13 protein-coding genes and 1 pseudogene are annotated in these 12,572 nt (G+C 72.0%); 10 read left to right on the forward strand and 4 right to left on the reverse strand.

All coding sequences use genetic code 11. The features are described from left to right. Nucleotides 1–135: 135 nt before the first annotated feature. Nucleotides 136–300 (reverse strand): hypothetical protein, encoded by a 165-nt coding sequence (locus tag TR48_RS17480; protein ID WP_042368133.1) that lies wholly within the window; start codon nucleotides 298–300, stop codon nucleotides 136–138. A gap of 257 nt (nucleotides 301–557) precedes the next feature. On the opposite strand from TR48_RS17480, the gene TR48_RS17485 reads away from it, so the two are divergent. After that, the gene (locus TR48_RS17485) at nucleotides 558–869 is read left to right on the forward strand and encodes a WhiB family transcriptional regulator (RefSeq protein ID WP_042368135.1); all 312 of its coding nucleotides are present in this window, start codon (nucleotides 558–560) and stop codon (nucleotides 867–869) included. Between the two features lie 323 nt (nucleotides 870–1,192). Continuing rightward, nucleotides 1,193–1,582, forward strand: coding sequence for an STAS domain-containing protein (locus tag TR48_RS17490; protein ID WP_084729513.1), 390 nt, complete (start codon nucleotides 1,193–1,195; stop codon nucleotides 1,580–1,582). 260 nt (nucleotides 1,583–1,842) lie between these two features. On the opposite strand, the gene TR48_RS17495 is transcribed toward TR48_RS17490, so the two are convergent. Further along, nucleotides 1,843–2,283 carry a hypothetical protein gene (locus TR48_RS17495; protein ID WP_042368137.1) on the reverse strand — a complete coding sequence of 147 codons (441 nt, stop codon included), beginning with the start codon at nucleotides 2,281–2,283 and terminating at the stop codon, nucleotides 1,843–1,845. 351 nt (nucleotides 2,284–2,634) lie between these two features. On the opposite strand from TR48_RS17495, the gene TR48_RS17500 reads away from it, so the two are divergent. The 5 genes and pseudogenes from TR48_RS17500 to TR48_RS40585 form a co-directional block, all read left to right on the forward strand. Beyond that, the gene (locus tag TR48_RS17500) at nucleotides 2,635–3,111 is read left to right on the forward strand and encodes a DUF5709 domain-containing protein (RefSeq protein WP_042368139.1); all 477 of its coding nucleotides are present in this window, start codon (nucleotides 2,635–2,637) and stop codon (nucleotides 3,109–3,111) included. Between the two features lie 230 nt (nucleotides 3,112–3,341). Beyond that, nucleotides 3,342–3,989 carry a class I SAM-dependent methyltransferase gene (locus tag TR48_RS17505; protein ID WP_236652195.1) on the forward strand — a complete coding sequence of 216 codons (648 nt, stop codon included), beginning with the start codon at nucleotides 3,342–3,344 and terminating at the stop codon, nucleotides 3,987–3,989. 215 nt (nucleotides 3,990–4,204) lie between these two features. Continuing rightward, nucleotides 4,205–4,882 carry a lysophospholipid acyltransferase family protein gene (locus TR48_RS17510; RefSeq protein WP_042368142.1) on the forward strand — a complete coding sequence of 226 codons (678 nt, stop codon included), beginning with the start codon at nucleotides 4,205–4,207 and terminating at the stop codon, nucleotides 4,880–4,882. 133 nt (nucleotides 4,883–5,015) lie between these two features. Continuing rightward, the gene (locus tag TR48_RS17515; protein WP_042368144.1) at nucleotides 5,016–6,329 is read left to right on the forward strand and encodes an SUMF1/EgtB/PvdO family nonheme iron enzyme; all 1,314 of its coding nucleotides are present in this window, start codon (nucleotides 5,016–5,018) and stop codon (nucleotides 6,327–6,329) included. Nucleotides 6,330–7,033: 704 nt separating this feature from the next. Then, nucleotides 7,034–7,153: pseudogene (locus TR48_RS40585) on the forward strand (sigma factor-like helix-turn-helix DNA-binding protein); the annotation flags it as partial. Between the two features lie 83 nt (nucleotides 7,154–7,236). Here the strand turns inward: TR48_RS40585 and TR48_RS43325 are convergent. Continuing rightward, nucleotides 7,237–7,392 (reverse strand): hypothetical protein, encoded by a 156-nt coding sequence (locus TR48_RS43325; RefSeq protein WP_161789849.1) that lies wholly within the window; start codon nucleotides 7,390–7,392, stop codon nucleotides 7,237–7,239. A gap of 229 nt (nucleotides 7,393–7,621) precedes the next feature. Between TR48_RS43325 and TR48_RS17525 the strand changes: the two genes are divergently transcribed. Then, the gene (locus TR48_RS17525) at nucleotides 7,622–9,751 is read left to right on the forward strand and encodes a prolyl oligopeptidase family serine peptidase (protein WP_042368195.1); all 2,130 of its coding nucleotides are present in this window, start codon (nucleotides 7,622–7,624) and stop codon (nucleotides 9,749–9,751) included. Nucleotides 9,752–9,860: 109 nt separating this feature from the next. Here TR48_RS17525 and TR48_RS17530 read toward each other — a convergent pair whose 3' ends face one another. Then, on the reverse strand, nucleotides 9,861–10,784 hold the full coding sequence (locus TR48_RS17530; RefSeq protein WP_042368146.1) for an LLM class F420-dependent oxidoreductase: 924 nt from the start codon (nucleotides 10,782–10,784) through the stop codon (nucleotides 9,861–9,863). A gap of 306 nt (nucleotides 10,785–11,090) precedes the next feature. Here TR48_RS17530 and TR48_RS17535 point away from each other — a divergent pair, with 306 nt between their 5' ends. Both TR48_RS17535 and TR48_RS17540 read left to right on the forward strand, forming a co-directional pair. Next, the gene (locus TR48_RS17535) at nucleotides 11,091–12,245 is read left to right on the forward strand and encodes an aKG-HExxH-type peptide beta-hydroxylase (RefSeq protein ID WP_042368148.1); all 1,155 of its coding nucleotides are present in this window, start codon (nucleotides 11,091–11,093) and stop codon (nucleotides 12,243–12,245) included. Then, the gene (locus TR48_RS17540; protein ID WP_042368150.1) at nucleotides 12,242–12,541 is read left to right on the forward strand and encodes a hypothetical protein; all 300 of its coding nucleotides are present in this window, start codon (nucleotides 12,242–12,244) and stop codon (nucleotides 12,539–12,541) included. The genes TR48_RS17535 and TR48_RS17540 overlap by 4 nt, the downstream gene beginning before the upstream one ends. Nucleotides 12,542–12,572: the final 31 nt, after the last annotated feature.

The raw sequence follows: 12,572 nt of genomic DNA on the forward strand, positions 1-12,572 counted from the left end.
AGGCGACAGCCCCGTCAGCGAAGGCGGCTGTCCGCCGGACGAACATCGCGATGCCCGTGCCTCCACGCACATGCGGTGCGGGAACCGCTCCGGTGGCGGTTCCCGCACCGCATGTGCAGGTGCGCTGGGAGGCGGTTACCAGCGATACCAGCGACCGCGGGACTCACCCGCCCCGCGGAAGAAGAACCCGGCGATCCACAGCACCAGCACCACCAGCGCGACCCACCAGAGGATGTGAACGGCGAACCCGATGCCGCCCAGAATCAGAGCCAGCAGCAGCACCAACAGCAGAGCACCCATGATGTATCCCTCCTTCTTGAGGCCACGTGTGCCCCCGGACCGCGCCGGCATGCGTCGGATTTTCGAGGAGCCGCTCCGCCCGGCCGCCCGCGCCATGAGCCCCCGTCAGACGGTGCGAGAGCGGGCGTGTGGGATCCACAGCGGCGGGGCAGGCGCGACCTCGGGCGGCACTGTCCCGCCCCAGGATCGGCGTAGGTGACCAAGGGGATCCGAAACGACGCGCGACCCCCGCGACGACGGAGAGAGGAAGACAGCTGATGGGGCGTAAGCCGGACCTTCCCGGGCTGATGGAGTGGGCTTGGACGTGGCAGGACCAGGCGGCGTGTGCCGACGTGGACACCAGGTTGTTCTTCCACCCAGCCGGCGAGCGGGGGACCATGTTCGAGGAGCGGGAGCGGGCGGCGAAGCGGATCTGTGCCGCCTGCCCGGTCCTGGCGGAGTGCCGCGAGTACGCACTCGAATGCGCTGAGGAGTTCGGGGTGTGGGGCGGGCTCACCGAGAACGAACGTGGAGAGGTGCGGCGCCGGCGACGCAAGGCCGCCCGTGCCGCCCGGACCATCGCCGCGTGACCGCTGCACGCCGAGGGAGCGCTGGGCGGGCGGGCGAGACGACCGCGCCGGCCCCCTATCGCGTCGGTCATCGGGGATGTACGCGCCGGTGCCCAGCGTCTCCAGAGCGGGCAGCACCGCCCAGCCCCCACGCGTGCTCCGTGATCAGACATGGCGGCACGCCCGTCCGGATGGTCGACGTTTCGTTTTGCGCGTCCTTGCCCTGACTCCGTTCGCCTCATGGATTGCCCGCGCGCGTCCGCGGCGGTGCGCTGGAGGAGGCCGGTGGGCTCGGCCCGCACCAGGGCTGCTGTCGTGTTCCCGGCGGACTGGGGTGGTCCCCGATGGATGCCGATCGCACGGGGTGGGAGCTGGGCTGGTCCATGCCCTGCCCGGGCGTGGTGGTGTGCCGAGTGACCGGAGACGTGGACGGTGAGCGCCGCGCCGCGGTGGAGGAGCTGTTCGCGGCCGCCGTCGACTACGCCGACCGGCTGGTGCTGGTGGACTTCTCCCAGGTGGGGTTCTGCGACTCGTCCGGAGTCAACACCGTGCTCGCCCTGCGCTTGGAGGCACACGCGCGTGGGGTGGTCGTCTGCGTGGCCGGTATCACGGCGGCGGTCGCCCGGGTCTTCCAGCTCACCGGCGCGAACACGGTCGTCCTCGTCTACGACAGCGTCAGCTCCGCCCTCGCCGACCTTCCCGAACTGCTGGCGACGCCCAGCACGGCGGCGTGAACACCGCCGCCCCTGGTGCCGATGGCCACGCTCGGCACCGGCGGCCGGCTTTGCGGCCGTCCCGTGTGGTCCCGGTCGCCGTCGAGCCGCGGCCCCGCCCAACCCCGTCTTCCCGGGCGGGGCCGCTCTCTACCCCTTCGTGGCGCTCAAGCGGGGTAGCCGCGCCGCATGCGCGTCGCACTCGCGGCGGGCGACGCTTCTCATCGCCGCAGTCGTCTCGTCGTAGCCGGCACCGGGAAGCCCGGTTCGGGCGTCGCGCGTCAGGCGGGCGGCACGGGCTGGGCCGGGACCACGGCAGGCGTGGCCTCCTCCGGGGTGCGGGTCAGCCACCAGGTCAGTCCCGCCGCGCCGAGCGTGCACCCGGCGGCGATCAGCGCGCAGACCTTCCATGTCCGTGCGACGGCCTGCCGGTGGTCGGCGGAGCGCCCGGTCAGTGCCGCAGCGGTGTGCCGGACCTGGTCCGCGGCCTGGGCGGCCGCGTCCCACACCGGGCCGACAGCCTGGTGGACCTGCTCGGCGGCGTCCTGCAGCGTCCCGCTTACGTGCCCGCTGCCGTGCCGGAGCGACTGGACGCCCGTGCCCGCGGCCGTCCGGGTCGCCTGGGCCGCCTGCTCGGCATGCGTCCTGACGCTGTCGGTGGCGTCCGCGACGGCCTTGATCACGGCCTCGGTCCTGGCCTGCGCGATGGTGTCCTTGCCCACGGAGTGTTCCTCTCGTTCGCGTCGTTCGGGGTGCTTCTCTCGAGTCGTCTAACCCGCTCCGACCCAGGGCACGCGTTCGGCTGCAATCCAGCCCTGGGGCGCTGAGCCGGGCGGGCCAGGCAGCTTGGGGGTGGAGCAGGACCTCGGTCCAGCCGTCGGCGCGCATGTCGCACTGGTCGTAGGCGTGGGGTGCCTGCTCCAGGGGCAACTCCGACGAGGCAGGCGTGAGCGCGACGGCCCGGGGTAGCGGCGCCGTACGGACAGTCGCCGCCCGGGAACCGGCAGACGGCCTCCGCCCGGCGACACGAGCGAACGCGACACACGGGAGCGCACCTGAGCGACGCCGCAGGGATGGGCGACGACGTCTACCAGCCCACCGGGGACATGGACGAACAGGCGGACGCGGCAGCGTTGGACCCGGAGGACGCCGTCGATGGGCCGGACTACGACGAGCTTCTCGACCAGGGGTACTCCCCGCCGGAGAAGCCTCTCGCAGTGCGGAAGTCGGGGGTCACCGCCGCCGAACAGCGTGAGGGCGAGTCGCTGGAGCAACGGCTCGCCCAAGAGGAGCCCGAACCCGCGCCTGTGGAGGGTGACGGCGTCGGAGACCTTCCCGAGGGGGCGGGCGAGCCGGTCGACCCGCAGGCCGGCGCCGAGCGGGCCGGACGGCTGGTGGCCCCGGACGAAGGAGTCCATCCGGAGACGGAGAAGGACCTCGTCGCCACCGACGTCGGTATCGACGGCGGTGCCGCGGGCGCCGAGGAGGCCGCCGTCCACCTCCTCCCCGAGGAGGACCGCGAGCGCGACGCCGCGCCCACGCCTGAATGAACGAGGCCCCGTCACTGACTGGGTGGGTTGGGCTCACCCCGCGCGGGCCCTGACGTCGGTTCAGCTGTCCCTGGGCCGCACACTCCGCACCCCCGTGATCGTCCTCCGCGAAGTGAGCACTCTGCCGCAACTCGTCTGTGACCCACCTGAGGACGCGTACTCAGGTGCCGAGCTGCCACCGAGCTTCGTGTGCTGGTCCTCGCGCGCAGGCTGGCATAGGGTCTCTCGCTGTGATCAACGAGACCCCCGACGCCCGGCCCCTCGACGCCCAGCTCCTCGCGATGGACAGCACCGCCGGATACGGCGAGGCCGCCGAGGCCCTGGTCGAGCAGTACGAGAGCGTGACCTTCGCTGAAGTCCACCGAGAGGTGCTGCACCTGTTCCCCGCTCAGCCCGGCTCCGTTCTGGATGTCGGCGCGGGGAGCGGGCGTGACGCCGCGGCTCTTGCGGCGCGAGGTCACCGGGTCGTGGCTGCGGAGCCCACGGCCGAGCTGCGAGAGCTGGGACGGTCCATCCACGCCGACCGGGACATCGAGTGGGTCGGCGATGCGCTGCCGGAGCTGCCGGGCCTGACGACTGAGCAGCGGCGGTTCGATCTGATCCTCTTGACGGCGGTGTGGATGCATCTGGACGCGGAGGAGCGCGCGACGGCGATGGCCCGCCTGGCGGCGCTCCTGGCCGAGCGGGGTCGCGTCATCCTGTCCCTGCGCCACGGCCCCGTACCGGAGGGGCGACGGATGTTCGCGGTCACCGCGCAGGAGACCATCGACCTCGCCCACGAGCACGGGCTCGAGGTCCTTCACGTCGCCCACCGGGAGGACCCCCACGCTCGTGCGGGCGTGGGCTGGACGTATCTCGCCTTCTCGGCCTCCCCGTGAATCCGCCCAGCGTGGTCTTGCCGGAGGCGGGCGGCCCGTCGACGGCGACCGGCAGCGGTTGCGCGGCCGTGACGGAGCCGATCGCCTCGGCCAGCTGACTGATGAGCTCGCCGGGTGTGCCTCGGTCCATTGCTGCGGGGAAGGCGCGGATTGAGTACCTCGGCTGAGTACACGGACTCAGGCGCCGCGTCCCCGCCCGGGGCGATGATCGCGGCATGCTCAGTGATCTCGCTCGTCGTGTGGTGCCCGTGATGGGGCGGTTCCGTGTCAGCGGCGGGCGGCTGCCCGAGGGGCCGTGCATCGTGGCGGTCAATCACAGTTCGTTGATCGACCCGGGGGTGGTGCTGGCCGCGCTCGGGCGGTTGGGCGAGTCGCGGCCGGTGGTGCTGGCCGCGGCGGGGCTGTGGCGCGTTCCGGCGCTCGGGCGGATGCTCCGGACCGAGGGTCACATCCCGGTGCGGCGCGGCACGGCGCAGGCCGCGGCCGCGCTGGAGGCGGCCGAGCGGGAGCTGCTGCTGGGTCGCGTGGTGGTGATGTACCCGGAGGGCCGACTTCCCCGCCGTAGGGACTCGGCCGACGGCGCTCCGCAGGAGTTCCGTACCGGGCTGGCCCGGCTGGCGCTGGCCACCGGTGTGCCCGTGGTGCCGCTCGGCCAGGCCGGGGCGCGGCGGATCACTTCGGGGAGCGTGGTGAAGCAGGTGGCGGGGGCGGCCACCGCGCCGCTGCGGCGGCCGCGGATCCAGGTCGTCCTCGGCGCCCCGGTCCAGCTCACGGGTTCGGTCCCGCAGGCGACGGCCCAGGCCCGCGCGGCCGTGACGGAGGCCTGGCTGATGGCGATGGACGGTCTCGGCGCCGGGCCGCGGGGCGCCCGGTCGCACCGGCGGGCGGCGTAGTCACCGGCCGCGAGGCAGGCTCGCGCTGCCGCCGCCACCCGGTTGATCCTTCCGCGTGCCGCTGACGGCGTGTGGTCCGGCTCTGGCTACTTTGTGCACACGAACGGTGATATTCGATCCCAAGGGTGTGCTCATGCGGTTCGTATCCAGTCGTCTCCCTTCCGTCAAGGCGCTGATGGCGGCGTGCGGCACAGCGGCCGCAGTGCTCGCTCCCTCTCTCACCGTCGGCTCGTCGGCCGCCGCCGCTTCCGTCGCTTCCGCCGCCGCGGACGCCGCCGGCTCCAAGGGTGCGGTCGTCACGGTGACGACCGCCGAGGTCGGCGCGCCGGGGAACCGGGCCGTCGGCGTCGTCCCGTTCACGGACGCGGTCTACCGCTCGTGCGCCGACGCGCCCGCGAGCTCGCGCGGCTGCCTGATGGTCGGCCGCGTGGCCAAGCCCTACGAGATCGGCGAGACGGAGGTCACCGTCTCGCAGTGGGTGGCGTTCCTGAACACGGCCGACCCGACCGGCAGCGATCCCCACGGGCTCTACGACGGAGAGACGGAGAGTTCGTCCGCCTGGCCGAAGTACGGGCAGATCAACTTCTCCGCGCAGACCGGGGCCGGCCGGCACTACTCGGTCGCCTACCCGGAGTGGGCGGACAAGCCCTACGGCTTCGCGACCTTCCTGCGGGCCGCACGGTTCGTCAACTCGCTCTACAACGGCCGGGTGATCTCCAAGACCACGAGCCAGAGCGGCGACTTCCGGTACGTCAGCTACCGGGTCCAGCTCTCCGCGCGCACGGAGAGCGGCATGTACGACCTGGCGAACCCGAAGGCGGTCCGGTCGAACACCACCGGGTTCGTCGTGCCCAGCCAGGACGAGTGGATCAAGGCCGCCTACTTCGACCCGCGCGGCGGCGGCACCTACAGCTACTGGAAGTACCCGACGAACCCGGGCGTCTTCGGCGACGGCGACGCGACGGCCCCGCACACCACCGTGCTCAACCCGTTGACGGGCGACGTCACCAACGCCTCGACCCAGCCGCTGGCCTCCTACCACGCCGACGGCCAGCCCGCGCCGAGCTGGTGCCCGGGTGAGGTGTCGCGCGAGGCGTGCGCGACGGTCAACCCGCTGGGGCTCAATCCGATCGAGTACGCCGCGCTGTACCAGGGCAGCCTCAGCTCGGTCGGCCAGGCGCGCACGACCTCACCGTGGGGCACGCTCGACCAGGGCGGCAACGCCGTCGAGTGGACCGACACCATCGCGCCGCCCCCGGCCGGAGGCAGCTCGGCGCGCGTCTGGCGGAGGCTGCACGGTGGGGTCTCCAACGCCTCGGCCTACCAGATGTGGCCCTCGGCGGTCGGCCTGCAGCCGCAGGACAACGTCTTCTTCAACCACACCTACCCGTGGCTGAGCATGCGGATCGGCGTCATCGGCGACCTGACGCCGTGCGCACCGCGCTGAGCGGCGTTCCCTGGGGGAGCCGTCGGCCGGGGAGGTCTGGGCTCGGCCCTGGCCCCGCCCGGCCGCCGCTGCCGGCGGATCAGCGCGGGGGCCGGCGCCGCGGCGGACGCAGGCGCCGCCGCGGCGCGGACGTGGTTCCAGCGAGTCCGCCCGGACGCGGGTGCCGAGACGGGGAACGCGCCGTCGGTACCTCCGCAACGCGGGCCACAGCGCGGCCCATGACCGGTCCGGGCCCGCGCAGAGCACGACCGCCGCGTGCTGCTCCAGGTTCGGCGTCCCGTGGCCGTTGTCGACCCGGGCCACCGGACGGCAGTCCCGGAAGTACTGCTCCAGCGCGGGGGAGTGGGCGGGGTGGACGAGCAGCACGGGCCCGTCGTCGGTGGCCGGGGGTGGGCCCCAGAGCCACAGGCCCATGTGTCCGGAGTAGGGGGCGGGCAGCCCGAGCCCCGGCCCGTAGCGCGCGATGGCCCCGGCCTCCCCGTAGTTGGCGGTGAGCACGACTGCGTGGGAACGCTCCGCCATTGGGATCGCCGCCCAGCCGGCGGCGGTCGCCGCGGTGAGCTCCTGCCAGCCGACCTCCTCGCCGATGTTGGGGTCGACGGCCATCGGCACGCTCAGCGGAGGCGGGCAGCACCCGTCCAGCGTGCCAGTACTCGGCCCGCCCGCAGTACCGATGCCGAGGACTCCACGACCCCGCCGAGTTGGTCGGCGAGCGGGACCGGCTCGAAGCCGCGCTCGCACGCCTACCGGCCCGGCAGCGCGCGGCCGTCGTGCTGCGCTACTACCAGGACCTGCCAGAGGCGCAGGTCGCTGACTTGTCGGGCTGACCCGTCGGGACGGCCCGGTCGGCCGCATACGGAAACGGGCCGTCACCTTGATGAGGTGGCGGCCCGTTTCGGGTGGGTGGTCATGCGTGCAGGCTGGTCAGGGCCTTGCGGGCGCGTCGCTCGGCGCGCTCGGCGCGGTTGGTGAGCCGGGCGGCGCGGGCGAGGCGGTACTGACGTGCCGCGCGCAGGCGCTCGTCGATGGCGGCCTGGGTCGTGGCTTCGAGCTGGTAGGTCATGGTGACGTCCCCCTGGCCGACGGAGAAGTCGTCGGCGCCTTCGCAATGGTGGCCCGGAGGCCCGTATGGCTACGATTGTAGCACCCAAGCCGGGGCTGCACCTTTATTTTCTGCCCATCGGCCGAGTGTCGCCTTGTGATTGAAGCCACCTGTCGGGCCGTCACCTCGTGGCGCTCCGGACGGCCGATTCGGCTGCGAACCACTTGCCGCCTTGCCTATGCTGCGTCGCATGACGCGACCTCCCTATCCCAGCGCCGAGCGGCTCGACTTGGTCGAAACCATCCACGGGCAGGCTGTCGCCGATCCCTACCGGTGGCTGGAGGATCCCGCCGATCCCCGGACCGCGACCTGGAGGCAGGCGCAGGAGGAGCTCCTGACCGCCGCCCGGGAGACCTGGCCGGGACGCGAGTGGTTCCGCGCGCGGCTCGCCGGCCTGCTGGCCTGCGGCGCCGTCACGACGCCGGTCTGGCGCGGGGACCGGCCCTTCTTCACCCGGCGCACCGCGGAGCAGGAGCACGCCGTGCTGCTCACGGTCGACCCGGACGGCCGGGAGCGCGTCCTGGTGGACCCGGGCGCGCTCGACCCCGCCGGGACCACGACCCTGGACCACTGGACGCCGTCGCCGCAGGGCGACCTGCTCGCGTACGGGGTCGAGGCCGGCGGCCTGGAGGAGTCGGATCTGTACGTCATGGAGACGTCGACCGGCCGGACCGTGGACGGTCCGATCGACCGGACCAGGTTCACCTCCCTGGCGTGGCTGCCCGACGGCAAGGCGTTCTTCTTCACCCGTCAGATACCCGCGGACCTGCTGCCCGTGGAGGAGCGGGAGTACCACAGCAGGCTCTGGCTGCACCGGGTGGGAACCGACGCCGCCGACGACGTCATGGTGTTCGGCGAGGGCCGGCCGATGACCGAGCGGTACCAGGTCTCGGTCGCTCCGGACGGGCGCTGGGTCCAGGTGGAGTCCCGGGACGGCACCTCGTCGGCCAACGACGTGTGGCTGGCGGACCTGGCGGCGGACGCGCCCGAGACCCCGAGGTTCGAGCCGGTCCAGGCGGGCGTCGACGCGGGCACCCGGCTGGAGTTCGCCCGGCCCGACAGCCCCCTGGCCGAACGGGTCTACGTGCTCACCGACCGGGACGCGCCACGCGGGCGGCTGTGCGTGACGACCGTCGACGACCTGTCGGCGGAGTCCTGGCGGGAGCTGGTCGCGGAGGATCCGGACGCGGTGCTGCACGACTTCGCGGTCCTCGACGGGCCACAGGTGGAGCGGCCGTTGCTCCTGGTCGCCCGCGCCCGCCACGCGATCGGCGAGATCACCGTCCACGACCTGGCCACCGGCGAGCGGATCGGCGAGGTGCCGCTGCCCGGCCTCGGCACGCTGGGCGGCGCCTTCGACCGCCAACTCCACGTGCGCCCCGAGGGCGGGCATGAGGCGTGGTTCTGCTACACCGACTACGCGACCCCGGGCCAGGTCTACCGCTACGACGCGACGACCGGCGAGACCACGCTGTGGGCCGCGGCGCCCGGCGAGGTCGAGGTCCCCCCGATCCGGGTGCGCCAGATCGCCTACCCGTCCAAGGACGGCACCGAGGTGCGGATGTTCGTCATGGACGACGGCGGTGACCCGGGACCGCGCCCGACGATCCTCTACGGCTACGGCGGCTTCGACATCGCCCTCACCCCAGCGTTCGACGCCGCGGTCCTCGCCTGGGTGCAGGCCGGGGGCCGGTACGCGATCGCGAACCTGCGCGGCGGCTCCGAGAACGGCCAGGCGTGGCACCGGGCCGGGATGCTGGGCAGCAAGCAGAACGTCTTCGACGACTTCCACGCCGCGGCCGACCACCTGGTCGCCGCCGGTCTCACCAGCGGTGACCGGCTCGCCGTCTTCGGCGGCTCCAACGGCGGCCTCCTGGTGGGGGCGGCCCTGACGCAGCATCCGGAGAAGTACGCTGCCGTCGTCTGCTCCGCCCCGCTGCTGGACATGGTCCGCTACGAGCGGTTCGGCAAGGGCGCGCTGTGGACGGGGGAGTACGGGACCGTGGCCGAGCCGGAGCAGTTCGGCTGGCTCCACGCCTACTCCCCGTACCACCGCGTCCGCGCGGCGGACAGCGGGACCGACTACCCCGCCACGCTGTTCACCGTCTTCGACGGCGACACCCGGGTCGATCCCCTCCACGCGCGCAAACTCGCCGCCGCCCTCCAGCACGCCACCGTCGGCGCGCGTCCGATCCTGCTGCGCGACGAGACCGGCGTCGGCCACGGCCAACGGGCCGTCTCGCGGCAGATCGGCCTGGCCGTCGACCGGCTCTCCTTCCTCGCGGCCCAGCTCGCCGTCCCGGTCCCGTTCGACGACTGAACACCCGGCTGCCGTCGCATCCGACGCGTCAGATGCGACAGTGCGCCGGGCGGCCTCCTCGCGGGGCGGGGTGCTCGTCCGTCGAGGTGGGCGACGCGGCACGGATCGGTCAACTCAGCTGCGGCATCACCTGGTCCGCGATGAGCTCCAGGTGGTCCAGGTCGTGGAGGTCGAGGATCTGGAGGTAGATCCTGCTGCTGCCCGCCCCGGCATAGCGGCCGATCTTGTCGACGACCTCGGCCGGCGTTCCGGCCAGGCCGTTCTCCTTGAGCTCCGCCACGTCCCGTCCGATGGCCGCGGCGCGGCGCCTCACCTCCGCGTCGTTCCGGCCCACGCAGGCGACCAGTGCGTTGCTGTAGATCAGCGAGTCCGCCGCTCGGGCGTGCGCCTCCGCGACTTCGCGGACCCGCGCGATCTGGACGGCGCTGTCGGCGACGGAGACGAAGGGGAGATTGAACTCGTCGGCGAAGCGGGCAGCGAGCTCAGGGGTGCGCTTCGGGCCCATGCCTCCGACCACGACGGGAAGCCGCTCCTGCGCCGGCTTCGGAAGCGCGGGGGAGCCCTTCAGCTGGTAGTACCGGCCGTCGAAGTCGAAGGTTTCGCCGGGTGCGGTCCGCCACAGCCCGGTCACGATCGCCAACTGCTCCTCAAGTCGCCCGAACCTGGCGGCCGGGAAGGGGATGCCGTAGGCGGCGTGCTCGGCCTCGTACCAACCAGCGCCGAGTCCCAGCTCGATGCGGCCACCGCTCATCTGGTCGACCTGCGCGACCTGGATGGCGAGTACTCCGGGCAGCCGGAAGGTCGCGGCGGTCATGAGCGTCCCCAGGCGGATCCGGGTGGTCTCCCGAGCCAGGCCGGCCAGCGTGATCCAGGCGTCGGTGGGCCCGGGCAGGCCGCTCACGTCGCCCATCTTCAGGTAGTGGTCCGAGCGGAAGAAGCCGTCGTAGCCGAGTTCCTCGGCGGCTCGGGCCACCCGCAACAGCGTCCGGTAGTCGGCGCCTTGCTGAGGTTCGGTGAAGATGCGCAGATCCATGCGCCCACGCTACGCCAGACGACCGTGACTGATTCGCAGACGCGCTCCCGACCGCGCCTGACGCCGCGACAGACCCGGAGCGGCAAAGATTCCACGGATCAATCCGCCCCGCACTCCACCGCAGCTCAGCGCGCATTTCGCCGGACGGATGCGCCGCTCGATCCCTCGATTCGAGCACAGTGCGGTCGACATCATTCGGATGTGTGCTTATGGTTGAAACGCACGGTTCCGAACGCGCAGGAACCAAACGGCAGTTGGTGAACCACGGCGAAATGGACGGCCACTGGTCCAGGACGGCGGACACGTATGCAGCGCGCCGATTTACAGCAATATCTACTGAGCGATCGACTGTTGGCTGATGCCGACATCATCACCGAATCCGCTGAAGCCTACTTCGATCTGGGCATCGAGGCGCTGGCCGGAAGCATCCCGGAGGCTGCGGACCTGGCCCGGAATATGTCAGCAGCGCCCCCTGATCAGGTGCACCGACTGCTGAGTTCGTCGGCACTTCGATGTGCGGTGTCAGAACTGCTCGCCGCCCACCCGGCTGTGCGGGGCGACGCCGCCAGTGGCAATGCCGACGCCCAGGGCGTGCTGCGAGAGGGTGCGGCTCTCCTCGACGCTCCTCCTCGTACCGGTGCGGCGCTCGAAGGAGACGTGCTCCCGCTGGAAGGGCCGGAGGGGGACGAGTTCCGCCTCTGGCTGCCGCGGACGCCCGGCGGCGCGGCGCAGCGCCTGCTGACCCGTCAGTTCGAACGCTCAGTAGCCGTCGACGCGCCCGCGCGGATCGTGGCCGGCGACGGCGTTGACGTATCCGGGCACGTGGGAGTGCTGACCGCGGCGTTGCGGCTGCTGCGCGCTGCTGCGCCGGAACTGACCGCGTCGATCGGCCGTCACGTACATCTGATCAGTGTCGTCGTGCCGGGCGGGGTGTCCGTCAGGATGCTGAGCGCATCGGACTCCACGATTCCCGGGACGCTGTTCCTCTCCGTGGCGGCGCTCGGTGACCGGCTCTCGGCAGCGGAGGCGGTCCTGCACGAAGGGACTCACCAACGACTGTACGACCTCATGCTCTGCCGCCAGTTGTACGCGCCGCGCTACTCGCCGCAGACGTCGCCACGGGTGACGCCCCCCTGGTACGCGAGCGAGTCAGGCGGGGGGAAGGCCTGGCACGCGGACCGGGTGCTCGCGGCATTACACGTGTACGCCCACCTCGCCGCCCTATGGACGGCCGCGCTGGGCCGGGATGACGTCCTTTTTCCCGAAGAAAGGCAGCCAGTCGTGGCACGGCTGCGGCGGTGCCATACCAGGGGCAGGTACCTGCTGGCCACACTTCGTCGTCAGATGAACCCTGTCCTCGGCCCGGACGGCATCCGCCTCGTGGAGTTTCTCGCACGGGTATTCGGCGACCCGTCCACCGGCTCCCGCATCGGCCCGCAACGTATTCAGGAGCTCGCATGACCAATCAGGAACCGCTCATCCAAGAAACGGTCTACCGGCGCGTCGCCGATACGCGGGTGCGGGCGTTGCCCGAATGGGCCGGCGCACTTGTCTACACGCCGAGCTCGCCAGCGTTGTGTTATCTGAACACCACCACATGGGCCGTCCTGGAGCTGTGCGACGGCCGGACCCCCATGGAGTTGGAGGACGCCTTCGTCGAGTTCACGAGCGACGAGGTGGGACCCGACGAGGCACGTGAACGGCTGCGTGAGGCTGTGCAGCTGCTCATGGAGAAGCACATCGTCGTCGGAACCTGAGTTCTCCGCGGCAGGGTGCCCTCGCACCTAA

This window comes from Streptacidiphilus neutrinimicus, from assembly GCF_000787815.1.
In the GTDB taxonomy this organism is placed as follows: domain Bacteria; phylum Actinomycetota; class Actinomycetes; order Streptomycetales; family Streptomycetaceae; genus Streptacidiphilus; species Streptacidiphilus neutrinimicus.